Source organism: Pseudorhodobacter wandonensis (assembly GCF_001202035.1).
Taxonomy (GTDB): domain Bacteria; phylum Pseudomonadota; class Alphaproteobacteria; order Rhodobacterales; family Rhodobacteraceae; genus Pseudorhodobacter; species Pseudorhodobacter wandonensis.
On record NZ_LGHT01000015.1, the window covers coordinates 23,754 to 48,540 of the forward strand.

General features: G+C 57.5%; 23 protein-coding genes. 15 read left to right on the top strand and 8 right to left on the bottom strand.

Going from position 1 to position 24,787, the window contains the following annotated elements; genetic code table 11:
- Positions 1-20: 20 nt before the first annotated feature.
- Positions 21-1,409 carry an adenosylhomocysteinase gene (gene ahcY, locus AKU79_RS01730; protein WP_050521866.1) on the bottom strand — a complete coding sequence of 463 codons (1,389 nt, stop codon included), beginning with the start codon at positions 1,407-1,409 and terminating at the stop codon, positions 21-23.
- A 110-nt stretch (positions 1,410-1,519) separates the two neighbouring features.
- Between ahcY and AKU79_RS01735 the strand changes: the two genes are divergently transcribed.
- The gene (locus AKU79_RS01735) at positions 1,520-2,110 is read left to right on the top strand and encodes an HD domain-containing protein (RefSeq protein WP_050521867.1); all 591 of its coding nucleotides are present in this window, start codon (positions 1,520-1,522) and stop codon (positions 2,108-2,110) included.
- Positions 2,111-2,114: 4 nt separating this feature from the next.
- Here the strand turns inward: AKU79_RS01735 and AKU79_RS01740 are convergent, their stop codons facing one another.
- From AKU79_RS01740 to AKU79_RS01750, 3 genes are all read right to left on the bottom strand, one after another.
- Positions 2,115-2,429, bottom strand: a complete 315-nt coding sequence (locus AKU79_RS01740; protein ID WP_050521868.1) for an H-NS histone family protein — start codon at positions 2,427-2,429, stop codon at positions 2,115-2,117.
- 146 nt (positions 2,430-2,575) lie between these two features.
- Positions 2,576-3,130, bottom strand: a complete 555-nt coding sequence (locus AKU79_RS01745; protein ID WP_050521869.1) for an ActR/PrrA/RegA family redox response regulator transcription factor — start codon at positions 3,128-3,130, stop codon at positions 2,576-2,578.
- Between the two features lie 54 nt (positions 3,131-3,184).
- On the bottom strand, positions 3,185-3,799 hold the full coding sequence (locus tag AKU79_RS01750) for an SCO family protein (RefSeq protein ID WP_050521870.1): 615 nt from the start codon (positions 3,797-3,799) through the stop codon (positions 3,185-3,187).
- Between the two features lie 115 nt (positions 3,800-3,914).
- Between AKU79_RS01750 and regB the strand changes: the two genes are divergently transcribed.
- The 8 genes from regB to trxA all read left to right on the top strand — a co-directional run bounded on the left by regB (position 3,915) and on the right by trxA (position 15,917).
- Entirely contained in the window at positions 3,915-5,303 is a 1,389-nt protein-coding gene (regB, locus tag AKU79_RS01755; RefSeq protein ID WP_050521871.1) for a sensor histidine kinase RegB, read from the top strand.
- A gap of 455 nt (positions 5,304-5,758) precedes the next feature.
- Entirely contained in the window at positions 5,759-7,033 is a 1,275-nt protein-coding gene (locus AKU79_RS01760; RefSeq protein WP_231580078.1) for a PAS-domain containing protein, read from the top strand.
- A gap of 48 nt (positions 7,034-7,081) precedes the next feature.
- Complete coding sequence (gene tsaE, locus AKU79_RS01765) at positions 7,082-7,561, top strand: tRNA (adenosine(37)-N6)-threonylcarbamoyltransferase complex ATPase subunit type 1 TsaE (RefSeq protein ID WP_050521872.1); 480 nt, start codon at positions 7,082-7,084, stop codon at positions 7,559-7,561.
- Complete coding sequence (locus tag AKU79_RS01770; protein ID WP_050521873.1) at positions 7,554-8,564, top strand: aminoglycoside phosphotransferase family protein; 1,011 nt, start codon at positions 7,554-7,556, stop codon at positions 8,562-8,564. Before tsaE ends, AKU79_RS01770 begins: the two co-directional genes overlap by 8 nt.
- A complete protein-coding gene (locus AKU79_RS01775) occupies positions 8,540-9,247 on the top strand; it encodes a nucleotidyltransferase family protein (RefSeq protein WP_050521874.1) in 708 nt (235 codons plus the stop codon). Before AKU79_RS01770 ends, AKU79_RS01775 begins: the two co-directional genes overlap by 25 nt.
- Positions 9,237-12,185, top strand: a complete 2,949-nt coding sequence (gene addB / locus AKU79_RS01780; RefSeq protein ID WP_050521875.1) for a double-strand break repair protein AddB — start codon at positions 9,237-9,239, stop codon at positions 12,183-12,185. Before AKU79_RS01775 ends, addB begins: the two co-directional genes overlap by 11 nt.
- Entirely contained in the window at positions 12,182-15,538 is a 3,357-nt protein-coding gene (addA, locus tag AKU79_RS01785; RefSeq protein ID WP_050521876.1) for a double-strand break repair helicase AddA, read from the top strand. Before addB ends, addA begins: the two co-directional genes overlap by 4 nt.
- A gap of 58 nt (positions 15,539-15,596) precedes the next feature.
- The gene (gene trxA / locus AKU79_RS01790) at positions 15,597-15,917 is read left to right on the top strand and encodes a thioredoxin (RefSeq protein WP_050521877.1); all 321 of its coding nucleotides are present in this window, start codon (positions 15,597-15,599) and stop codon (positions 15,915-15,917) included.
- Between the two features lie 53 nt (positions 15,918-15,970).
- On the opposite strand, the gene AKU79_RS01795 is transcribed toward trxA, so the two are convergent.
- Positions 15,971-16,927, bottom strand: a complete 957-nt coding sequence (locus AKU79_RS01795; protein ID WP_050521878.1) for an L-malyl-CoA/beta-methylmalyl-CoA lyase — start codon at positions 16,925-16,927, stop codon at positions 15,971-15,973.
- A 259-nt stretch (positions 16,928-17,186) separates the two neighbouring features.
- Here AKU79_RS01795 and dgcN point away from each other — a divergent pair, with 259 nt between their 5' ends.
- From dgcN to AKU79_RS01810, 3 genes are all read left to right on the top strand, one after another.
- Positions 17,187-18,188, top strand: a complete 1,002-nt coding sequence (gene dgcN / locus AKU79_RS01800; RefSeq protein WP_050521879.1) for an N-acetyltransferase DgcN — start codon at positions 17,187-17,189, stop codon at positions 18,186-18,188.
- A gap of 90 nt (positions 18,189-18,278) precedes the next feature.
- Complete coding sequence (dgcA, locus tag AKU79_RS01805; RefSeq protein ID WP_050521880.1) at positions 18,279-19,241, top strand: N-acetyl-D-Glu racemase DgcA; 963 nt, start codon at positions 18,279-18,281, stop codon at positions 19,239-19,241.
- Between the two features lie 3 nt (positions 19,242-19,244).
- Entirely contained in the window at positions 19,245-20,108 is an 864-nt protein-coding gene (locus tag AKU79_RS01810) for a D-amino-acid transaminase (protein WP_050521881.1), read from the top strand.
- A gap of 157 nt (positions 20,109-20,265) precedes the next feature.
- Here AKU79_RS01810 and AKU79_RS01815 read toward each other — a convergent pair whose 3' ends face one another.
- From AKU79_RS01815 to AKU79_RS01825, 3 genes are all read right to left on the bottom strand, one after another.
- A complete protein-coding gene (locus AKU79_RS01815) occupies positions 20,266-21,201 on the bottom strand; it encodes a YHYH protein (protein ID WP_050521882.1) in 936 nt (311 codons plus the stop codon).
- 286 nt (positions 21,202-21,487) lie between these two features.
- Positions 21,488-21,799, bottom strand: a complete 312-nt coding sequence (locus AKU79_RS01820) for a DUF1244 domain-containing protein (protein WP_050521883.1) — start codon at positions 21,797-21,799, stop codon at positions 21,488-21,490.
- Entirely contained in the window at positions 21,792-22,547 is a 756-nt protein-coding gene (locus tag AKU79_RS01825) for an N-formylglutamate amidohydrolase (RefSeq protein WP_050521884.1), read from the bottom strand. Before AKU79_RS01825 ends, AKU79_RS01820 begins: the two co-directional genes overlap by 8 nt.
- 210 nt (positions 22,548-22,757) lie before the next feature.
- Here AKU79_RS01825 and pyk point away from each other — a divergent pair, with 210 nt between their 5' ends.
- The 3 genes from pyk to rpmI all read left to right on the top strand — a co-directional run bounded on the left by pyk (position 22,758) and on the right by rpmI (position 24,785).
- Positions 22,758-24,206: a pyruvate kinase gene (gene pyk, locus AKU79_RS01830; protein WP_050521885.1), complete on the top strand. Its 1,449-nt coding sequence runs from the start codon at positions 22,758-22,760 to the stop codon at positions 24,204-24,206.
- 33 nt (positions 24,207-24,239) lie between these two features.
- The gene (locus tag AKU79_RS01835; protein WP_050521886.1) at positions 24,240-24,464 is read left to right on the top strand and encodes a hypothetical protein; all 225 of its coding nucleotides are present in this window, start codon (positions 24,240-24,242) and stop codon (positions 24,462-24,464) included.
- A 120-nt stretch (positions 24,465-24,584) separates the two neighbouring features.
- Entirely contained in the window at positions 24,585-24,785 is a 201-nt protein-coding gene (rpmI, locus tag AKU79_RS01840; RefSeq protein WP_050521925.1) for a 50S ribosomal protein L35, read from the top strand.
- Positions 24,786-24,787: the final 2 nt, after the last annotated feature.

A 24,787-nucleotide genomic window follows, 5' to 3' on the forward strand; every position in this document is an offset into this window, starting at 1 on the left:
ATTACGCGCTAGGTAAGGTTTTAGTAGCGGTAGTGTTCGGGCTTGAAGGGGCCTTCGACAGGCACGCCGATGTAATCAGCTTGATCTTTGCGCAGCTCGGTCAATTTTACACCGATACGGCCCAAGTGCAGACGCGCCACCTTTTCATCCAAATGCTTGGGCAGAATGTAAACGCCCGGCGCGTATTCGTCGCCTTTGGTCCAAAGCTCAATCTGCGCCAAAACCTGGTTGGTAAAAGATGCTGACATCACGAACGAAGGATGGCCCGTTGCGTTACCGAGGTTCAACAAACGCCCCTGCGACAACAGGATAAGGCGGCTGCCGGAGGGCATCTCGATCATATCGACTTGATCTTTGATGTTGGTCCATTTGTGATTGCGCAGGCCCGCCACCTGGATCTCATTGTCAAAGTGACCAATGTTGCCAACGATCGCCATATCTTTCATCTCGCGCATATGCTCGATACGGATCACGTCTTTGTTGCCGGTCGTGGTGACAAAAATGTCGGCAGTTGCAACAACATCTTCCAGCAGCACCACCTCAAACCCGTCCATCGCGGCTTGCAACGCGCAGATCGGGTCAACTTCGGTCACTTTCACGCGCGCACCAGCGCCTTGCAGCGACGCTGCCGAACCTTTGCCCACATCGCCATAGCCGCACACAACAGCGACCTTGCCGGCCATCATCGTATCGGTCGCGCGGCGAATACCATCGACCAGCGATTCCTTGCAGCCGTATTTATTGTCAAACTTCGATTTGGTAACACTGTCGTTCACGTTGATCGCGGGGAAAGGCAGTTGGCCTTTCTTGTGCAGATCATAAAGGCGATGAACGCCTGTCGTGGTTTCCTCGGATACACCTTTGATCGCCGCGCGAGTTTTGGCAAACCAGCCGGGCGACTCTTTCATACGCTTTTTGATCTGCGCTTTGATCACTTCTTCTTCTTCGGATTGCGGCACAGCCAGCACGTCTTCGCCAGCTTCCATGCGGGCACCCAGCAGAACGTACAAGGTCGCATCACCACCATCATCAAGGATCATGTTCGCGCCTTCGGGGAACAGGAACGAACGGTCAAGATAATCCCAATGCTCGGTCAGGGTTTGGCCCTTGATCGCGAAAACCGGCGTGCCGCCAGCGGCAATCGCTGCGGCAGCGTGGTCTTGGGTCGAATAGATGTTGCACGATGCCCAGCGCACATCGGCGCCAAGTTCTACCAGTGTTTCGATCAACACGGCGGTTTGAATGGTCATGTGCAAGGACCCGACGATCCGCGCACCCTTCAACGGTTTAGCCGCGCCAAATTCCGTGCGCAGCGCCATCAAGCCTGGCATTTCGGTTTCAGCGATATTCAGTTCCTTGCGGCCATATTCGGCCTGTGCAATGTCTTTAACGATGTAATCTTGCGACATACCCCGTGCTCCTTGGCAAATGTTCAATTAACGGTCAGGTAGCACCGAAGTGGGGTCAGGGCAATGTCGGACAAGGTTTTCAGTGTGTCAAAGAGCCGGAGAATATCTGAATGAAACAACCGCGCGCATGGCAAAGGATGCTTTCTGGCCGCCGATTGGACCTGTTAGACCCGACACCGGTTGATATCGAGATCGAAGATATTGCGCATGGGTTGGCCTTTGTGGCGCGTTGGAATGGGCAAACCATTGGCGATTGGCCTTACTCGGTTGCCGAGCATTCCCTGCTGGTCGAACAGATTTTCCGCAAGTCCAATCCGGGAGAAGGCGCGCGCTGGCAACTTGCGGCGCTTTTACATGATGCGCCGGAATATGTGATTGGCGACATGATCAGCCCGGTCAAAGCAGCTGTCGGCCCTGGCTATGGCACGTTGGATGATCGCTTGACCGCGGCAATTCACATCCGGTTTGGCTTGCCCGCAGTTCTACCTGCCGCCATCAAAAAAGCCATCAAGGCGGCAGATACTGTTTCGGCCTGGCTCGAGGCCGTGCACATTGCCGGTTTTTCCACGGCTGAGGCTGATAAGATTTTTGGAAAGCAGGCGGCCCAGCTTATCAAAGGTCTGTCGATAGAACTGAGGCCGCCGGTACAAGTGCGCGCTGCGTTTATTGCACGCCACGCAGAGCTGTTGGCGAAAGTATAACGCCTTAAATAGAAAGCTGCTCCGGCGTTTTACCTGCTGCCAATGCTGCAACAAACCAACGCGGCTTGCGGCCGCGGCCCGACCAGGTATCCGTGGAATCGTCAGGATTCGCATATTTGGCAACAGCGGGTGACCGTTTGCGCGCGACAGTGGCACCCGTCAGTTCAGCCAAGGTAAATCCAAGTTCTTTTGCTTTTTCTTCCAGCATTAAAAGAGCGTTGTTCTTTTTGCGTGCTTCAAAACCAGCAATTTCTTTGGCAACCTTGGATTGCATTTCCTTTAGATCTTTTAAGGAATAAGTACTTAGGTCGATTTCCAATTCCGGGTTCCCTTCTTTATTGGATCCAAACCATTACCTTAAACCGATTGCGGCTTCAATCGCCGACGTATGGTCAATCAGAAAAATGCAATGTCTTTAGATACACAAGTATCTAAAGCCTGCGCATGAATTGAAAGCCATTATTTTTAACGCGGGCTGCGCTTGGCAAGAATACGCTGCAAAGTACGACGATGCATGTTCAAACGGCGCGCCGTTTCGGAAACATTTCGATCACACATTTCATAGACACGTTGAATATGTTCCCATCGCACCCTATCTGCCGACATCGGGTTTTCGGGCGGTTCGGGCAACGTCTCTCCTCGCGAAAGCAGCGCGTTTGTGACCTCATTTGCATCGGCAGGTTTTGACAAATAGTCAATCGCACCGATTTTTACCGCCGCGACAGCGGTTGCAATAGCGCCATAGCCCGTTAAAACAACAATCCGGCAATCAGGGCGCTTTTCACGCAGCACCTCAACCACATCAAGGCCATTCCCGTCTTCAAGCCGCAAATCAACTACCGCAAAAGCTGGCGGTCGTGACTGCGCAATCGCTTTGCCCATTGCTACGGTTTCAGCAGTTTCCACTGAAAACCCGCGCTTTTCCATCGCACGGGCAAGGCGTTTCAAAAACGGCTCGTCATCATCAACCAAAAGAAGCGTCGTATCAGCCCCAATTTCCAGCTTTAGATCCTCGGACATTTAAAAACCTTCTTTTGTTCCATTCTGACAGCTCGATTTAACACATACCTGTGATCAGCTTGCCCCGATAAAGCACGCAACCGTTTCGGCCAACTGATCTGGCGTAGTCTCTCGCTTAAAGAAATCCATAAAACCAAGCCCCGGCATCATCAGATAAGTAAAGGTCGAATGATCAACGAGATAATACTGATCCCCCGAATCTTGCTTTTTGAAATACGTTTTATAGGCAAGCGAGGCAGCTTTTACCTGCTCTTCGCTTCCGGTTAGCCCAATCATTTTTGGATGCATGATAGAAGCAAATTCGCCCATCTTTTCAGGTGTATCGCGCTCGGGGTCGATGGAAATAAAGATTGGCGTCACGTCCAGCCCCATTTCCTCCAGAATATCCACGGCCTCGGCATTGCGGGCATTATCAAGCGGACAAACGTCAGGGCAAAAAGTATAGCCAAAATAAACAAGTGACGGCTTGGTGATGACATCTTTATCTGTCACCGTCTCGCCTTTGGAATTTACCAGCGTGAACGGCCCGCCAATCGATCCGCCACCAACCTGGCCACCGCGACATTGGGCATATTTATCGCCCGACTGGTTGCTATAAACCCAATAGGCAGACCCTCCCAAAAGCCCGGCCATAGCTGCAACAGCAATTCCTGCGTAAATCTTGGTCATCTTCTTATCCTCACTCGCAACCCTTCCGGCAACACCTGTGGCGGGTTTGCGTTGAAACCCCAGCAAGCGCCTCTTATCAGTTGAGATAGTCTTTTTGTGCTGGCGGGGCAATGCAATGATAAAAACCGGAACAAGTGCCTTTTTCGGCGCAGGCGGCGAGAACAGATTGCGGTTGCGCACTTTGATCGTCTTGCGCTGGATGGCCATCGGCGGCCAGCTTTCCGCGATCACCGTGGCCTATTTTTTTCTTGGTATCGGTTTGCCACTCGGGCTGTGCTGCCTTGTGGTGGGCGCGTCGGTTATCGCCAATCTTGTGTCTTCGGTAGCCTATCCTATGAACCGGCGACTCTCGGATATGGAGGCAATGCTGGTCTTGCTATTCGATTTGGGGCAGCTTTCATTCTTGCTCTATTTGACCGGCGGCCTGACCAACCCATTTGCGCTGCTGATCATTGCACCTGTAATCATTTCGGCTTTTGCCCTACAATCACGAACAACCATCATTATCGGCCTTATGGCGATCTGGTTGGTCAGCCTTGCGGCAGTTTTCAACATTCCGCTGCACTATGCTGATGGAACCACTCTGACAGTGCCGCGTTTGCTAGAGGTCGGATTCTGGCTGTCCATCGTGATCGGCATTCTGTTTCTCGGGCTCTATTCGCACCGGGTTTCGTCTGAAATCCGGTCGATGTCCGATGCGCTTTTGGCCACGCAAATGGCGCTGGCGCGCGAGCAGAAACTGACAGATCTGGGCGGCGTCGTCGCCGCCGCCGCGCATGAACTGGGCACGCCGCTGGCAACGATCAAACTGGTTAGCGCTGAACTGATCGAAGAACTGTCCGACCACCCCGATCTGCGTGATGATGCGAAACTAATCAAAGAACAGGCCGACCGGTGCCGTGATATTTTGCGGTCTATGGGGCGGGCGGGCAAAAATGACCTGCATCTGATGCGCGCACCGCTTGGGGCGGTGTTGAAAGACGCCGCAGAACCTCACGCTGACCGCGGCAAAAAGATCTTGTTCGATCTGCATGCCACTGCGGGGGCGCCGACTTCACAGCCAATGATCCAGCGCAAACCCGAAGTGATCCACGGCATCCGAAACCTGATCCAGAATGCCGTGGATTTTGCAGAAACAACCGTTTGGATTGACGCCGAGTGGAGCACCAAGGCCCTGACTGTTCGCGTGGTCGATGATGGGCGCGGTTATAGCAATGACATCCTTGTCCGTATTGGCGACCCGTTTGTCCGCCAGCGCAATAGCGCGCAAAAACAAGAGACGCGGCCGGGCTATGAAGGCATGGGGCTTGGCCTATTTATCGCCAAAACCCTGTTGGAGCGCTCAGGCGCCGAGTTGTCTTTTGCAAACGGGTACGATTCGACCTCGCAAACCTCCGATCGACCGGCCCGTTGCGGCGCGATTGTCGAACTCATTTGGGCATTACCTGACATCGTGGCCCAGGGCGATGGTGCGTTGGGCGTTAACACCCCGATCGACAGCTAACCCCATATTCACGTCGCGACTGCAATACTGTCGCCATAATGTACATACCTTCAATCTATTGATGACGTATTAATGCCCCATTAACCCTCTGCAATGCAATCTTAGGATGTATTTGGCAAAAATGGGGGCCAGTCATGACAATAGATCATTCGCTTGCGATAACCTTGTTGGTGACCGGATTTTTTTCGGCCTTTCTGGGCCTTCTGTTGGTGTCTCTTTTACAAAGAAAGGCACTGCGCAGACCTGATAGCCTTTTCCTCGAAACTCATGGAAATGCGGAATATTTGTTCGACAACAAAGTATTGATCGACGCGACGCCCGTGGCGCGTAACCTGCTGCCAAAAGCGTGCCAAGACAAAACTTCCGCGTGGCCTGGGTTGATAAGCTATCTCGAACAAAAATTTCCTGGCGCAGCAACCAAACTCGATTCTCTTGCAACCCAAGGCAGTCTGACGATGGGTAGCGCCGAAGATGATAGCAGCGCGCCCTTGTTGTTGCGGGCCGAAATGCGCGGCGGGCTGACCAGAATCAGCGTGATAGAGACCGAGCATGCCGGCTCAAACACAGCTCTTGACCCCCTAACGCGGCGTGCCATCCGTGATGAGTTGGAGCAGCTGCGTCAAATTTCTGCCAAAGCGCCGCTGCCAATCTGGCGGGAATCGGAGGCCGGTGACGTCATTTGGGCCAACACAAGTTATCTGAACCTTGCAACCGAACGGCTGAATGAAGATGAAGATCTGACTTGGCCCTTGCCCAAGCTTTTTCCGCGATTGCCCCCCCAAACCGAACCCATGTTGGGTGAACGCAAGAAAATTCTTTCCCATGAGGGGGCCGAGCCACGGTGGTTTGACATCTTTGCATTCTGGCAGAATGAGGAACTGCAATGCTATGCGCTGCCGGCCGACAAAACCGTCAAGGCCGAAGAGGGCCTGCGGGCCTTTATGCAAACCCTGACCAAAACATTTGCGCATCTGCCAACCGGCCTTGCGATTTTTGACCATGAGCGCAAGCTGGTTTTGTTCAACCCGGCACTACTTGATCTGACAGGCCTGTCCCCTGATCTCTTGACCAAACGGCCCACACTCCCAACTTTTTTTGATGCCTTGCGAGAGGCGTCGATGATCCCCGAGCCACGCAACTATAAAAGCTGGCGCAACCAAATTACCGACATCGAAGAGGCCGCCGCCTCGGGCCTTTATGAAGAGACCTGGAGCCTGTCAGGCGGGCAAACCTATCGGGTAACAGGAAGGCCGCATCCGAACGGCGCGCTTGCGCTGTCATTTGAAGATATTTCCGGTGAAATGACCCAGACCCGGCGTTATCGGGCCGATCTTGAACTTGGGCAGGCGGTGATTGATGCTGTAGATGCAGCGATTGCTGTGTTTTCCGCTTCGGGTGTTTTGGTCATGTCAAACGCGGCCTATTCCGACCTCTGGGAACACGATCCAGCCGCGTCACTGGGTTCAGAGGGCAGTTTTGCAGCCGTCTGCAAGCATTGGCGCGCGGTATCTGCGCCAACCACACTCTGGGACCGTGCCGAGGATTTCGCCGTCGAAATGGGCCCGCGCCAAGCATGGCAAGACGATGTAAGACTGTCTGACGGGCGGCGCTTGGTCTGCAGGTTTTCACCATTGGCCGGCGGTGCCACAATGGCCACATTCCGATTGGAAGGAGGTGATGCAGAAGGTTCCGGATTCACGTCCTCGGCCCCTTGTAAATTGGCAGGTTAGGTCTGCTTCTCGCTTGCGCAGGAAACTGTAGCGCGTAAAACTACGCGCATGCCAATCAACACCCCGATCACATGTTACTTACCCGATGATGCCGCGACGACAGCTTTGGGGCATCTTTTGGCAACTCTTTTGCAGCCGGGCGATACGGTTTTGCTTGGCGGTGGCATTGGGGCCGGCAAAACCCACCTCTCGCGTGCGTTGATTCAGGCCAGGCTTAACCGCGCCGAAGATGTCCCCTCGCCCACATTCACATTGGTTCAAACCTATGAAGCGGATGATTGTGAAATTTGGCACGCCGATCTGTACCGCCTGTCACACCCGAATGAGGTGCTGGAACTGGGGCTGGAGGCTGCGTTCGAAAGCGGCATTTGCCTGATCGAATGGCCAGACAGATTGGGCGATCTAGTGCCCAAAACTGCCCTGAGCATAGTGCTCCGCCCCAAAAACGATGGACGCGAGGCCGTGCTATCCGGCGGCCGCACTGGCCTGCTGCAAGCAATTCAAAAGGCATTGCCACCACATGAATAGCCGAGCCAGCGCCGCAACCTCTTTTCTGGCCGATGCAGGGTGGGGCCAAGCAACCCGTACCTTTCTGGCCGGCGACGCTTCGGACCGGCGCTATGAGCGGCTGCATTTGCACGGTAAAACCGCGGTTCTGATGGATGCTCCGCCAGGAAAAGGCGACGACCCTGCCGATTTCATCGCCATTGCCACACATTTGAATGCACTGGGCCTGTCTGCCCCGCAGATCATAGCCCGCGAATTGCAACAGGGGTTCTTGTTGATCGAGGATCTGGGCGACGCCCTTTTTGCACGATTGGTTGCAGCAGACCCGTCGCAGGAACCCATGCTTTATGCCGCGGCCACCGATGTTTTGTTGCACATTCAATCCCATCCAGCGCCAAAAGGCCTCGCCAATTTGCAGACCAAAGAATGGGCCGAGGCTGCCGGTTTTGCCCTGACATGGTATCGGTTTGCCATAACCGGTGACGCTGGCAATACCACTGCTTTTGCCAGCTGCTTAACGCAAGCCCTAAAGGCCCATGCCGATGGCCCGCGCGTATTGATATTGCGTGACTATCACGCTGAAAATCTGCTCTGGCTGCCCGACCGGATGGGAAATGCGCGCGTCGGTTTACTTGATTTCCAACTCGGGCAAATGGGGCAGCCTGCCTATGATCTGGTGTCCTTGCTGCAAGACGCGCGGCGCGATGTTTCCCCCCGGACCGAGGCCGCAATGATTTTGCGGTTTCAGGCGGGCGCCAATAGCCCCAACTTTGACGCAGCCTATGCCACAATAGGCGCACAGCGGGCACTGCGCATTCTGGGCGTCTTTGCGCGGCTGTGTTTGGTCGCGGGCAAGGCGCAATATGTATCACTTATCCCGCGGGTCTGGGGCCAGCTGCAACGCAATTTAGCACATCCTGCGCTTGCCGATCTGGCCGAAATTTGCGCACTCTGGTTGCCAGAACCAAACCCTGACGCCCTTGAAAGGATACGCGCGCAATGCGGAACAAACCCGACGCGGTGATGCTGTTTGCGGCGGGCTTTGGCACCCGCATGGGGGCTCTGACCGAAAACCAGCCCAAACCAATGATCAAAGTTGCGGGCAAGGCCTTGCTTGATCATGCGCTTGATCAGGTTGCGGGCGCCGGGTTGACCAAAACAGTGGTAAATCTGCACTACAAGGGTGACCAAATTGCCGCACACCTGCAAGACAGGCCCGAAATCGCCCTGTCGTGGGAAACGGCGCAAATCCTGGAAACCGGCGGCGGCTTGCGCGCGGCCTTGCCCCAACTTGGCACGGGGCCGGTTTTCACACTGAACACCGATGCCGTCTGGACAGGGCCAAACCCGCTTGTCACCCTGCAAGATGCGTGGGATCCCAGCCGGATGGATGCGCTTTTGCTGCTGGCCCCGCCGGCGCAGATCAAAGGGTTTCGCGGGGCGGGTGATTTTATTCTGGCATCTGATGGCCGAATTTCGCGCGCAAATGGCGCCGCGGGTTTGGCCTATCTGGGCGCGCAAATTTTGTTGCCATTGGGCATCGATGCCATTTCCGCGCAATCTTTTTCTATCAACATCCTGTGGGATCAAATGATCGCACAGGGCCGCGCATATGGCGTGCTGCATTCGGGCGGTTGGTGCGATGTCGGCCGCCCCGAAGGCATCACCGAAGCCGGAAACATGCTGGACGCCGCCGATGTTTCCTAATCCAGGTCCGCATATCTTTGCCCTGCCTCCGGGTGCCGATTTCCCTGCCCAACTGGTCGCAGGGCTAAAGCAACGCCTGATGGGCGAACCGCCCGAGGCGATGGCGCGGGTCACGCTTTATGTCAACACCACCCGCATGCAGCGCCGCATACGCGAGTTGTTTATCGCCCAAGGTGCCAGCTTTTTACCGCGCCTACACCTTGTTACTGACCTTGAAACCGCCTTTCCCGCCGCAGGCATTCCGCCCTCTGTCTTACCTTTGCGGCTGCGCTTGGTGTTGGCACAGTTGATCGAAGGCTTGCTGCAGCAACAGCCCGATCTTGCGCCACGTTCAGCGCTCTATGACCTTGCCGATAGCCTTGCGACCTTGCTGGATGAAATGCAGGGCGAGGGCGTTTCGCCTGACACAATTGCCACGCTTGATGTCGCCAACCACTCGGCGCATTGGGCGCGGACGCGCGAATTCATGGCAATTGTTGCGCAGTTGCTGGCCCAGATGGACCAGCCCGACAGCCAAACCCGCCAGCGTATGTTGGTGCAAGCAATCGCTGCACAATGGAAAATCGCACCCCCCAGCGATCCGGTGATCATTGCGGGCTCAACCGGTTCACGTGGCACCACAGCGCTGTTCATGCAGGCTGTGGCAAAGCTGCCGCAAGGCGCAATCATTTTGCCAGGGTTTGATTTTGATCTGCCAACGGCGGTTTGGTCCGGCTTGGGCGATGCACTGACCGCCGAAGATCACCCGCAATACCGCTTTTACAAGCTGATGCAGATGCTTGGCCTTGGCCCCGACGATGTTCAGCACTGGCACCCCCAACCCGCCCCTAACCCCGCACGAAACCGGCTGATCTCATTGTCGCTGCGCCCCGCCCCTGTAACCGACCAATGGCTGACCGAGGGTCGGCATCTGCCCGACCTAACCCAAGCCTGCGCCGATATAACCTTGATCGAGGCGCCGACCCCACGCGCCGAGGCAATGGCGATTGCGCTGATCTTGCGCAAAGCTGCCGAAGATGGCGTGACGGCCGCGCTGATCTCGCCTGATCGTGGGCTGACGCGGCAGGTTACCTCGGCGTTAGATCGATGGCGCATCTTGCCCGATGACAGTGCGGGCCGGCCCTTGGCCCTCTCTGCACCGGGGCGGTTTTTGCGCCATGTGCTGGACCTGTTTGAAAACCGGCTGACGTCTGAGACCCTGTTGATTTTGCTAAAGCATCCGCTAACCGCCAGTGCCAAGGTGGCCGAGGGCGACATTACGCGCGGCGACCACTTGCTGTTCACCCGCAACCTGGAACTAAAGCTGCGCCGCCACGGCCCCGCCTTTCCAAAAGGTGCAGATTTGGTCGCTTGGGCAGGCGCCGAAAAAGACCCGAAAGTGTTGCCTTGGGCGCAGTGGTTGGCGGCAACCCTGACAGGCCCTACAATCGACTCGATGCCGCTGTCCGATCACTTGGCCCGGCACCGCAAACTGGCCGAGGCATTGGCCCTTGGTCCAGCCCCCAGCACGCAAGCCAGCCAGCTTTGGGAAAAAGAGGCGGGCATTAGTGCACTGGCCACGATGACGGAACTGGAATCCGAGGCCGCGTTTGGCGGCACCATGACCCCTGCCGATTACCGCCATTTGTTTGAGGCAATCCTGAACAAAGGTGAGGTGCGCGAATCTGTGCAATCGCACCCGCGCATCATGATTTGGGGCACCATCGAGGCCCGCGTGCAGGGGGCGGAACTGGTCATCCTTGGCGGGTTGAATGATGGCATCTGGCCACAATCGCCGCCGCCCGACCCGTGGATGAACCGCGCCATGCGGCTCGAGGCCGGGTTACTGCTACCCGAGCGCCGGATTGGCCTTTCGGCACATGATTATCAACAGGCAATTGCCGCGCCCCACGTTGTCATCAGCCGCGCAGTTCGCAGTGCCGACGCCGAGACCGTGGCCTCGCGCTGGGTGAACCGTTTGACGAACCTGTTGAACGGGTTGCCCGATCAAGGCGGCGTAACCGCCTTGGCGCAGATGAAAGCACGCGGCCAATACTGGCTTGGCCTTGCCGCAACGGCCGAACGCGCCGCTGAGGTCGCCAACGCTCGGCGCCCTGCCCCGCGTCCGCCTGTGGCCGCGCGGCCCGCCAAACTGGCGGTGACTGGCATCAAGACCCTTCTGCGCGATCCCTACGCCATTTATGCCCGTTACATCTTGCGGCTGTTCAAATTGAACCCGCTCCGCCCGTCTCCCGATGCGTTGTTGCGCGGGTCGGTTCTGCACAAGGTGTTAGAAACCTTTACCCGCAGCCGCCCACCGAACGAGACGCGCGATGCCGCCCATGCCCGCCTGATCGCCGTTGCCGAGACTGTTTTAGCAGAGGAAGTACCTTGGCCGGCCGCCCGTGCGCTCTGGCTGTCACGCATGCACCGCGCCGCCGATTTCTTTTTGGGGGTCGAGGCGTCGTTGGGTGGCACCCCCGTTGTGATCGAGGAACAAGGTGCGATCAATCTGACCGGCCTGCCCTTTACCCTAACCGCCAAGCCTGACCGGATAGATGCCCTGCCCGATGGCCGCGTGCATATATTTGACTATAAAACCGGCAACCCGCCAAATGCGAACCAACAAAAATACTTTGACAAGCAGCTGCTGCTAGAGGCGGCAATGGCCACGCGTGGCGCCTTCAAAGCGCTGGATGGCCCGCGCGATGTGCAGGGCATCACCTATATCGGTCTTGGGTCCAGCCCAAAACAAGACACCAGTACACCCGATGAAGCAACCCTTGGCCAAGTGTGGGAAGAGTTGCACCATCTTATCGCTGAATATATGTCGCCCGATCGCGGCTATGTTTCACGCCGCGCCATGCATGGCGAACGTTTCCCCGGCGATTATGACCACCTCGCCCGTTTTGGCGAATGGGAAATGACAGATGCGGCCAACCCCGAGGACATAACATGATCCGCAACGCAGCCTCGGAACGGCAGGTGCAATCGGCCAACCCGCGCGCCTCGACCTGGCTATCGGCCAACGCAGGTTCGGGCAAAACGCGGGTGCTGACTGACCGCGTGGCGCGGATGCTGCTGTCGGGTGTCGATCCGGGGCGAATTTTATGCCTGACCTACACCAAGGCGGCGGCGTCCGAGATGCAAAACCGGCTGTTCGCCCGCCTTGGCGAATGGGCGATGAAGGAAGACGCGGCCCTACGGCAGGCGCTGGCTGATCTGGGCGTGGATGATGCCATTGATGCCGCCCGTCTGGGCCGCGCCCGCCAGCTATTTGCCCGCGCGATTGAAACGCCGGGCGGCCTGCGCATCCAAACCATCCACTCGTTCTGCGCCTCGCTTTTGCGGCGCTTTCCGCTAGAGGCAAAGGTCTCGCCGCAGTTCACCGAGATGGATGACCGCGCCGCCGCCCTGCTGCGCGATGAAATCATAGACGAACTGGCCGATAGTGGCGCGCCCGAGGTCATCTCTGCACTCGCCGGCGCCTATACGGGCGAGGATTTCGGTGCACTTGCCGCCGAAGTTGCAAACCGCCGCAATGATTTTACCAGCTTTCTTTCCGATGCCGACTGCCGTGCCCTGTTTGACGTGCCCGACGACCAGACCGAAACCGCCATATTAGAGCAGGTTTTTCTGGGCGGTGAGGAGGAGTGGCTGGCCGAGGCCGCCGACATCATCGCCACGGGGTCAACCAATGACGCAAAGGCCGCTGGCAAATTGCACGCGCTAAACCTTGATACGCCCGACATGCGCCTGCTGTCGGGCCTAGAGGGTATATTGCTAACCGGTGCAGGGGCCAAAGCGCCGTTTAGTGCAAAAATAGGGACGTTTCCGACCCAAAAAACCCAGCCAAAACTCGGGGCATTGCTGGACCGGCTAGAAGCCCTGATGCGGCGGGTAGAGGCAGCGCGGGGCGCCCGCATCGCGATGAATGCCGCCAAACGCACCGCCATTTTGCACCGCTTTGCCGCCGCCTTCCTGCCCGAATACAAGGCCCGCAAAGAGGCGCGGGGCTGGCTCGATTTTGACGATCTGATCACCTATGCCAAGGCGTTGCTGACCGACCCTTTGGTCGCGCAATGGGTGCTGTTCCGGCTGGATGGCGGCATCGACCATATCTTGGTCGATGAGGCCCAAGACACCAGCCCCGACCAATGGCGCGTGATTGAGCTGCTGGCGGATGAGTTCACCTCGGGCCGTGGCGCACGCGACGAGCCGCGCACAATTTTCGTCGTGGGCGATAAAAAGCAGTCAATCTATTCGTTTCAAGGCGCCGATGTAGAGGCGTTTGACCAAAAGCGCGATCTGTTCAAAGCCAAGCAGAAGCAGGTTGAAGACCCTCTCCAAGAACTGCTGCTGGAACATTCCTTTCGATCCTCAAACACGATTTTGCGGCTGGTTGACATGACCTTTGACGAGCGCCGCGAAAAGGGTTTGGGCGGCGAGGTAAAGCATATCGCCTTTTTCCCCGACATGCCGGGGCGGGTTGATCTGTGGCCGGTGATCGAAAAATCGCCCAATCCCGAACCGGATAATTGGTACGACCCCGTTGATCTGATTTCCGAGGAACATCACGCCGCCAAACTGGCGCAGCGGGTTGCCGAAACCATCCGCCACACCATCGCCAAAGGCACGCAAATCCCGATCAAAGGCGGCAAGGAAACCCGCGCCGTGCATGCGGGTGATTTCCTGATCCTTGTGCGCCGCCGGTCCGAAATTTTCTCCAGCATCATTCAGGCCTGTAAGGCACTTGACCTGCCGATCGCAGGGGCAGACCGGTTAAAACTTGGGGCCGAACTGGCGGTGCGCGACCTTGCCGCCCTGCTGTCGTTTCTGGCCACGCCCGAGGATGACCTGGCGCTTGCCGCCTGTCTCCGCAGCCCGCTGTTTGGCTGGACGGAACAACAGCTTTACAGCCTTGCCCAGCCGCGCAAAGGCTTCCTTTGGCGGGCGCTGGAAAATGACCCGCAGCACGCCACAACAGTCTCTATCCTTGCGGATTTGCGCGATCAGGCCGACTTTCTGCGCCCCTATGATCTGATCGAACGCATGCTGACGCGCCATGATGGCCGCCGCAAGTTGCTGGCCCGTTTGGGGGCCGAGGCCGAGGATGGCATTGACGAACTACTGTCGCAGGCACTTGCCTATGAACGCAATGATGTACCCAGCCTGACCGGCTTTTTAGGCTGGTTAGAGACTGATGACGTCGAGGTGAAACGCCAGATGGACAGCGCGGGCGAACGTATCCGCGTGATGACGGTGCATGGCTCCAAGGGGCTTGAGGCGCCGATTGTTATTTTGCCCGATACCGCGCAATACAACGCCCGCGAGCGGAACGAACTATTCGTTTTGCCCGAAGGCCCCGCGTGGAAAACACCAAAGGACGAAAGCCCCGAGGCTATCGCCAACGCCCGCACCGCCCGCAAAGCCCGCGAAGACGCCGAGGCAATGCGCCTGCTTTATGTCGCAATGACGCGGGCGCAAAGCTGGCTGATCGTGGGGGCTGCGGGCTCTATCGGCAAAGACAAATCAGATGACGAAGATGCGTCAAACGTGGTCTGGTACCGGCTGATTCAAGAGGCGATGATCGCCGCCGGTGCCACCAGCGCCCCCGGCGGCGGCTTGTGTCTCGCCGAAGGTGACTGGCCCGCCGATATTGGGCCAATCGTGAAACCCGCTGCCGAAACGCAGGCGCTGCCTGCGTGGGTGCAGGACCATGCGGCGGTCGAAAACCGCCCCGACCTGCCGCTGAACCCGTCCAAGCTTGGCGGGGCAAAGGCGCTGCCCGGTGATTTCACCACCGATGATGACAATCGCGCGGCAAAGGATCGTGGCACCCGCCTGCATGTGTTGCTGGAACATCTGCCCAAACATCCGCCCGCCGATTGGCCCGGCTTGGCCGCAGCTTTGCTGGCCGATGCCCCCGATGCTGCCGAATTGCTGGCCGAGGCGCAAAACGTGCTGACGACCCCTGCCTTTGCCGACCTTTTCGGCCCCCGTGCATTGGCCGAGGCCCCTATCACCGCCACGCTGCTGGGCAAGCCTATGGTCGGCACGATTGACCGGCTTTTGGTCACCTCCGACCGCGTGCTTGCGGTGGATTTCAAATCCAACCTGTTGGTGCCCGATTCGATTGCGACGGTGCCGGATGGATTGCTGCGCCAAATGGCCGCCTATCACACAGCGCTGTGCCAGATTTACCCCGACAAACAGATCGAGGTTGCCCTTCTTTGGACGCGCTCGGCACAGCTTATGCCGATATGTCCCAATATCGTGAGGTCGGCGCTTAGTCGAACCACACTCCCTTGACGTCCCTTGGACGCCCCCTTACCTTCCTAGCAAATACATTCCATTCAGGAGATATGTAATGGCCACGATCCCAGTCACCGACGCAACCTTTGACGCCGAAGTCCGCAAATCCGACATCCCTGTTGTCGTCGATTTCTGGGCAGAATGGTGTGGCCCGTGCCGCCAGATCGGCCCAGCCTTGGAAGAGCTTTCTGCAGAATACGAAGGCAAGGTAAAGATCGTCAAAATCAACGTAGATGAAAACCCGAACAGCCCGGCCGAGCTGGGTGTGCGCGGCATTCCGGCGCTGTTTTTGTTCAAAGACGGCGAAGTTGTATCGAACAAGGTCGGCGCTGCACCCAAGGCTGCGCTGGCAACATGGATCGCTTCGGCAGTCTGATTTGACCCACAGTTTGAATTGGGGCGGCTTTTCAGCCGCCCTTTTTCATGGCCTTAGCCAGCCAGCATTTCCGATTGTTTTACAATCACTTCGGCCTGTTTGATCGAGGCAATATCAACCAAACGACCCTTATACACGGTGGCACCTTCGCCCCGCGCCTTGGCCTCTTCCATCGCGGCCAAAATCTCGCGCGCCTCATTCACGGCCTCGTCCGACGGGGTGAAAACCTCATTCGACAGGGCGATTTGTTTGGGATGGATGGCCCATTTTCCGACCATCCCCAGCACCGCAGAACGCCGCGCCTGCGCACGAAAGCCCTCATCATCTGAAAAATCGCCAAACGGACCATCAACCGGCAAAATGCCGTGCGTGCGGCATGCTGCGACAATCGCGGCTTGCGCCCAATGCCACGGGTCGGACCAGTGCTTTTGCCCCGCTTGCAGCATGTAATAGTTTTCTTGCGTACCGCCGATGCCGGTGGTCTGCATTCCCATCGAGGCGGCAAAGTCAGCCGCGCCAAGGCTCATCGCTTGCAAACGCGGCGACGAGGCGGCGATTTCCTCGACATGGGCGATGCCCGCCGCAGATTCGATAATCACCTCAAAGCTGATCGGCTTCTTGCGGCTTTTGGCACGTTCAATCGCTGTGACCAGCGCATCGACGGCGTAAACATCGGCAGCACAGCCGACTTTGGGGATCATAATCTGATCCAACCGATCACCCGCCTGTTCCAGCAAATCAACCACATCGCGGTACCAATAAGGCGTATCCAAACCATTAATCCGCACCGAAAGCGTTTTGTTCCCCCAATCCACCGCACCAATCGCCGCAATGACGTTGGCCCGCGCGCTGTCTTTGTCGCTGGGCGCCACCGAATCCTCGAGGTCGAGGTTGATGACATCCGCCTGTGACGCTGCCATCTTTTCGAACAGCGCAGGGCGAGAGCCTGGGCCAAAGAGCTGGCAACGGTTCGGACGGGCAGGTGGCGTGGGCTGAAGGCGAAAGCTCATGTCGGACCTCTTGGTAATGAAATGTCTTATTTTCCGCCACAATGGTTAGATTGTTGCGCAGCGCCCTGCAACCCAATTCTTTTTGCGGCGCAGCAATTTTGCGGCGGCGCGGCACATCTATCACGGAATATTACAGCGATATTTGCGATAAATGAGCAAGAATCTTGTCATATAGGCTTGAATTTTTGGAATAATAATTAACACATTTCAGAAAATATGGCACATTCTACGCCAGAAGTGACCGAAAGTGAGAGCCACCATGATTAACACACCTTACCTCTTGTTCCTTGGCGATGCCGCCGACCCGCTTGCTGCCAAAGTGGCACAGGGCATCAGGGATTGGCGCCCGGAATATGCGCTTGGCCAGTTCCGGATGGAAGGCTGCAAAGCTGATATGAAGCTGCCCGATATGACCTTGGCCGAGGCCAAGGCTGCCGGATGCAAAACGCTGGTAATCGGTGTGGCGAACCGCGGCGGGGTAATTTCGCAAGCGTGGAAAAAGGTGCTGGTTCAGGCGCTAGAGGAAGGGTTTGACCTGGCCTCGGGCCTGCACAACCTGCTCCGCGATGAGCCCGATTTGGCAGCGGTGGCGAAGGCGACAGGCCGGAAGCTGCATGATGTGCGCATTCCATCTGTAAAATACCCGATCGCGAACGGGGTTAAACGCAGCGGCAAGCGGATGCTGGCCGTTGGCACCGATTGTTCGGTCGGGAAAATGTACACCGCCCTGTGCATGGACCGCGAGATGCGCGAACGCGGGGCCAAGGCCACATTCCGCGCAACCGGCCAGACAGGGATTTTGATAACCGGCGGCGGTGTGCCACTGGATGCCGTGATCGCCGATTTCATGGCAGGGTCGATCGAGTATTTGACGCCCGACAATGATGCCGACCACTGGGATTTGATTGAGGGGCAAGGCAGCCTGTTCCATGTCAGCTATTCGGGCGTGACCTTGGCGCTGATCCATGGCGGGCAACCGGACGCACTGGTGATTTGCCATGAGCCAAAACGCGGCCATATGCGCGGCTTGCCGGATTATACTTTGCCAAGCATCGAGGCGGTGCGTGATATGGCGCTGTCTTTGGCGCGGGTGGCGAACCCTGCCTGCGTGGCGATCGGGTGTTCTATCAACACGGCAGCGATGCCGGATGATGAGGCGATCGCCTATTGTGCCGAGGTTGAGGCACGGACCGGCCTTGTGACAGTCGATCCGTATCGTCATGGTGCGGCGCGGTTGGTGGATGCTATGCTGGCTGTTTAAGGGCGGGTCTTGTGGCCAGCGCCGGAGGGCTGTCTGCCCTCCGGACCTCCCGAGGATATTTGAGCCGAAAAGAAAGCGCGGGGATTTGCTATGATTACGGTTACGCCAGATGTGTTTCGATTGGCGCAGGTGTTTACGATTTCGCGCGGGTCGCGGACGGAAGCCAAAGTGCTGACGGTGCGGATTACGCGGGGCGGTGTGACGGGGTGGGGGGAATGTGTACCATATGCCCGTTACGGTGAGACCTTGGAGTCGGTGACGGCGCAGATTGAGGGGTTGGACCCTGCGATTACACGCGCAGCTTTGCAGCTGGCACTGCCTGCAGGGGCGGCGAGGAATGCTGTGGATTGTGCGCTGTGGGATGTTGAGGCCAAGCTGGCGGGCAAGCGGGTTTGGGAGCTGGCGGGTCTGGCGCTGCCGGGGCCTGAAATTACGGCATTTACCCTTTCATTGGATACACCCGAGGCAATGCGGGCCGAGGCGGCCAAACATGCGCATCGGCCGTTGCTGAAGATCAAACTGGGCACGCCGGATGATATGCCACGGTTGGAAGCGGTACGGGCCGGCGCGCCGAAGACGCGGATTATCATTGATGCGAATGAAGGCTGGAGCGCCGAGGTTTATGCAGAGCTTGCGCCGCATTTGGTGGCGATGGGTGTCGCCTTGGTAGAGCAGCCTTTGCCTGCAGGGGCCGATGATATGCTGGCCGAGATGGCGCGGCCTTTGCCGGTTTGTGCCGATGAAGCGGCGCATGATTGTGCGAGCCTGCCCCATTTGAAGGGCAAGTATGATGTGGTGAACATCAAGCTGGATAAGACCGGCGGTTTGACCGAGGGGCTGGCATTAAAGCAAGCGGCGCTGGCCGAAGGTTATGAATTGATGGTCGGTTGTATGGTCGGGTCTTCGCTGGCGATGGCGCCGGCCACATTGCTTGCGCAAGGCGTGGCCTTTACCGACCTTGACGGGCCGCTGCTTTTGGCCGAAGACCGAGAGGACCCGCTGGTTTTTGACGCGCAAGGCGTCCATCCGCCCAGCGCCAAATTATGGGGATAGAGTATGTCGCGCATCGTTTATGTAAATGGCCAGTATTTGCCCGAGGCAGAGGCTACGGTTTCGATCTTTGACCGTGGGTTTCTGATGGCGGACGGGGTGTATGAGGTGACGAGTGTTCTGGATGGCAAACTGATTGACTTTGCCGGCCACTCGGTGCGCCTTGCCCGCAGCTTGAAAGAGCTGGATATGGCGGCGCCTTGTTCGGACGAGGACCTGCTGGAGATTCACCGCGGATTGGTGGCCCGCAACGATGTGACCGATGGGATGATTTATTTGCAGGTCACGCGCGGCAACCCCGGTGACCGTGACTTTGCCTTTCCGGACCCTGAGACAACAAAGCCAACGCTGGTTATGTTCACGCAATCCAAGCCCGGGATGGCGGAGAGCCCGATGGCGAAAACCGGGATCAAGGTGATCTCGATCGAGGATATTCGCTGGGGGCGGCGCGACATTAAAACCGTGCAGCTTTTGTACCCTTCGATGGGCAAGATGATGGCCAAGAAAGCAGGCGCGGATGATGCGTGGATGGTCGAAGATGGCCACGTGACCGAGGGGACCTCGAACAACGCCTATATCGTGAAAAATGGCCGGATTATCACGCGCCAGCTTTCGCATGAAATTTTGCATGGCATCACGCGGGCGGCGGTTTTGCGGTTCGCGAAAGAGGCACAAATGGTGGTCGAAGAGCGGCCTTTTACGATTGAAGAGGCCAAGCAGGCGGATGAGGCATTCTTTACCTCGGCCTCGGCTTTTGTGATGCCGGTGGTCGAGATTGACGGGGCCAGCCTGGGGGGCGGCACGCCCGGACCGGTGGCAAAACGGCTGCGGGAAATCTATTTGGAAGAAAGCCGCAAGACAGCGATTTAACGGCCAAGTTTTGCGATTTCAACCTGCGTGACCGCGCGCGGACAGAACGGGAAGCCTTTGATAAACAAAGGTTTCCCGTTTTTCGTTAACCTGATTTTAACCGTTGAGACCGCGGACGACCATCGCCAATCAGATTGCGATGCGCGTTTTCACCAACCTATCGGGTTCTGGCATTTGGGCCTTGGCCAAGATTACCCCGAACACCGCGCTGACGTGGCGGGCCCATGGCAGCGCGGATCGCGCTGATCGTATCGCGCTGCACCTTGCCGGTAAAACAGCCCAAAATGTAGGGATATTCTGGCGTCAGGCGATACGCATAGTCATAGGCGCGCCCTTTGATTGAAATATTTTCAGAGCGTCCGTGACAAGCATCAAGATCGGCGTTGTTAAGCGTGCGACCCGAGGCATCAACCATGCCAAGGATCGGATAGCCATCAAGGGCCCACCCTACCAGCGCATTGCGGTCAGCCCCTGCCAAACAGGGCGAGCTGCTGTGATAGTGATACTGCCCCTTGCCCTGCGGGTGGCCGTTGCACAGGTCTTGGACCTCATGCGCGGCAGCATCACGGCCCGCGTCATCAAGCGCGTTGTAAAACGCCACACCAGTGACGGTAAAGCCGATCATACCCATGGACAGGCAGCCGGGTTTATTTGCCTTTGAAGGCTGGCTGGGTATGCTGAATTCCATCGCGACCTTTGCGATGGAATTTGGATTTGTATCAAAGGCGTAGGCGGGATCAGACCGTGCAATCGGAAAGGTTCCGGTTGGCGCCCCGACAGGCAGCCCGTTGCCGGTGACGGTCAGTTGGTTGCCATCGGATTTGATATCAAACCGCGCTTGTGGCCAAGTTACCTTGCCCTGCACATGCGGCTTATCAAGCGGGTTCCACGTGTCACCATGAAACCAATCCCCTACATGGCGGGCCCCGCCCCCCCAGAAGTTCTGGTTGCAGGCAAAGACGTTTCCAACGGCAGGATAGGCTGTAACCTTGCCATCCCCTACCGGAAGGTCATGGGCAAAGGCAGGCGGTGCCAATGGTATCAGGGCCGACAGCGACGCAAGCGCGGCGAGGAATGTGCGATAAGGTTTCATTGGGCCTACTCGTTGGATTTAAGCATAGAGTGCATTGAAAAACATGTTGGGTTTCTGATTGGTCAGGCGGGTGTTGGTGTTTCAAACGATCCGCTTGGCCGAATCCGTCGCTGCGGCGGGCAGTTTTGCTGGCGCGGGCAAAGCGTTGGCATTTGCCGGACGATTATTCGCCAGACATGTACATGCCTTGCCAGCCCCCAAAACAGCGGCCGCAGGGGGCGGTAAATAAATATGGGGCTAGTAGAGTTGGGCGCGGGGCAGCGTTTTGCCGCATCCCGCGCGCGCCTTAGGCTTCGCCTACGTTTTCTTTGAAGGCTTTGGCAAAAGCTGCCTGCTTTTCGGCATCGGCGGGGGTTTGGTTGGCGGCGCGCCACTGCTCATACGGCATGCCGTAGATCACCTCACGGGCGGCGTCTTTGTCCATGTCGATGCCGCGCTCGTTGGCGGCCTCTTGATACCAGCGCGACAGGCAATTGCGGCAAAAGCCCGCCAGATTCATCATGTCGATGTTTTGCACATCGGGGCGCTTATCCATCAGATGCTCAACAAGGCGGCGGAAGGCGGCGGCTTCAAGCTCGGTGCGGGTGGCGTCATCCATTTTGCGTTTCCTTTTCGACATCGTTCAGCGCAGCGACAAGCAACGGTGCAAGGCGTTTTGCCCATGCGGTTTGATCGGCTTTTGTCACTATCAGGTCATTGCGCAATTCGATCAAGGTGTTGTGACGGCCCATTTGCAGGGCGTGACGATCAATCGCATCACCGGGCAGATGGCCGAGGTAGGGTTCGTTATCGCCGACGCAGAGGTCTGGTTGGGCGTTCAGATGCGCCAGAAAGGCACGGCTGAGGCGGCCATCCTGCGGGGCGTGCAAAATGCCGATTTCCCAAGGGCGGGGGCAGCGGCCTTGCAGGCAGGGGGTAAAGGAATGCACGGCGACGATAACGGTATCGGGGCGGCGGGCGGCCAGCGCTGCATAGGCCTGATGGTAGGGGGTATAGAGGCTGTCGCGGCGGGCCGCGATTTGATCAGCTGTGACATGGCGATTGGCAGGGATCAGGGTGCCGTCATACAGTTTCATCACCAAAGTCGGGTCGTCATCGCCGCGATTCGGGTCGATCACCAGACGGCTGAAATTGGACAGGATTGCCGGCGCATCCAAGGCCTCGGCAAGGGCCACGGTCACACCAGCGGCGCCGGGATCATAGGCGATGTGGCGGGCCATATCGGCAGCAGCAATGCCCAGATCGCCACCATTTACCGCCACCGGCACGCGATTTGTGGCATGATCACAGGTGATCAAAAACCGCGAAGGCCGATTCTCGCCGAGGATATGATATGCGTCTGTCATCTATTGTTTACCTGTTTCGCGTAGCAAGTTGCTAATATTTGTAATATCGATTGGGCTGTGAACCATGTAGACCCCGCTTATGATCGGGAAACAGAATGGGCGAAAGGCTGTTAGCGCTATCGACTTTCCGTTGCCCCCTGCGCCGATTTGGGCCATAACGCAGGTCATCCACGCCCTAAAGCAGCTTATAACAGATAGGAATGAGGCAATATGAGACGCCTTCGCAATGTTAAAATTGTGGCCACCCTGGGCCCAGCCTCTTCGACATATGAAACCATCCGCGCGCTTTTTGAGGCCGGCGCTGATGTGTTTCGCCTGAACATGAGCCACGGCACGCATGACGAACAGCGCGCCCGCTATGATATTATTCGCAAGATCGAGGCTGATACCGGCCGCCCGATCTGTGTGCTGGCCGACCTTCAGGGGCCGAAACTGCGCGTTGGTGTGTTTGCCAGCGATGATGGCGAGGAACTGGTTGAAGGTGCCACCTTCCGCATGGATCTGGACAAGGCGCCGGGCGATGCCAAGCGCGTAAACCTGCCCCACCCCGAGATTTTTGCCGCGCTGGAAGTTGGCTCTACGCTATTGGTCAATGACGGCAAAATCCGGTTGAAAGTGCAAAACTGCGGCGATGATTTTGCCGATTGCGTGGTCGAGGTTGGCGGCGTTATTTCGAACCGCAAAGGCGTGAACGTGCCGGACGTGCTGTTGCCGCTGGCCGCTTTGTCGGAAAAAGACCGTGCGGATCTGGAATTCGCCTGCGAAATGGGTGCCGACTGGTTGGCGCTGTCATTCGTGCAGCGGGCCGAGGATGTGCTTGAGGCACGCGAATTGGCCAGAGGCCGCGCTGCGATTTTGTCCAAGATTGAAAAGCCGGCTGCCGTGAAATCGTTTGATTCGATTCTGGCGGTATCGGACGGGATCATGGTTGCGCGTGGCGATCTGGGTGTGGAATTGCCGGTGCATGCGGTGCCGCCGATTCAGAAACGTCTGATTCGTGCAGCGCGGGCTGCAGCCAAGCCGGTTATCGTGGCGACACAGATGCTGGAATCGATGATTACCGCGCCTGTGCCAACCCGCGCCGAAGTGTCGGACGTGGCAACGGCGATCTATGAAGGTGCGGATGCGGTTATGCTCTCGGCCGAATCGGCTGCGGGGGACTACCCGGTTGAGGCCGTGACCACGATGAACAACGTGGCGATTTCGGTGGAAAGCGACAAGATTTACCGCGAAGTGATCGAGGCAAGCCGCCGTGGGTCGAAAACCACTGTGGCCGATGCGATTGTTTCGGCAGCGCGTGAAATTGCGGAAACCACCGACATCAAAGCGATCTGCTGCTTTACCCAATCGGGCACCACGGTTAGCCTGGTGGCCCGTGAACGGCCACGCGTTCCGATCATCGCGCTGACACCTTTGGCGCGGACAGCGCAGCGCTTGACGCTGACATGGGGCGCGCATTGCGTCATCTCGGAACCACAAGACCGGTTCAAGGGCGCTGTGCTGTCGGCCGTTCGGGTGGCACGCGCGGATGGTTTTGCCAAACAGACCGAGCAAATCGTGGTAACTGCCGGCGTGCCGTTCAACGTGCCGGGCACCACAAATATTTTGCGCGTCGCCCCCTGCGATGAACGTTTGATTTACGCTTCCGAGGCAGAATGAGTCCTAGAGGTTTCTAGGAATTCGGAGCGTTGCATGGATCCCGATTTGTTTTTGGTCATTGGCCTGCTGGTCGGGGTCCTTGCTGTATCAACTGTTCTTTCTGGAATTTCCAACAGGCGCACCCCGCGTGTCGGCGCCGCATTGGTGCTGGTTTCGGGTGTGCTTTTGGTGCTGGCCTTTCAAAATAAGGCCGGCGGCTATACCGTTGCCGAAATTCCGCGCGTGTTTTTTAAAGTGCTTGACCGATATACCCTTTAGCGGCGTTTAAGGCTTGCGCTTGGTGGGTTTGCCCCCTATAGACCGCGCTTCTACAACCGTGTGACCGGCCTAAAGTGGCATGCCGAGTCGCGCGATAACCACTCGAACGAGGAGATGGAAATGCCCAAGATGAAGACCAAATCTGCGGCCAAGAAGCGCTTTCGCTTCACCGCATCCGGTAAGGTGAAAGCTGGCGCTGCCGGCAAACGCCACGGCATGATTAAACGCACGACGAAATTTATCCGTGACTCGGCCGGCACTATGTTGCTGTGCGACTCGGATGCTAAAATCGTCAAAAAATACATGCCCTATAACCGGTAAGG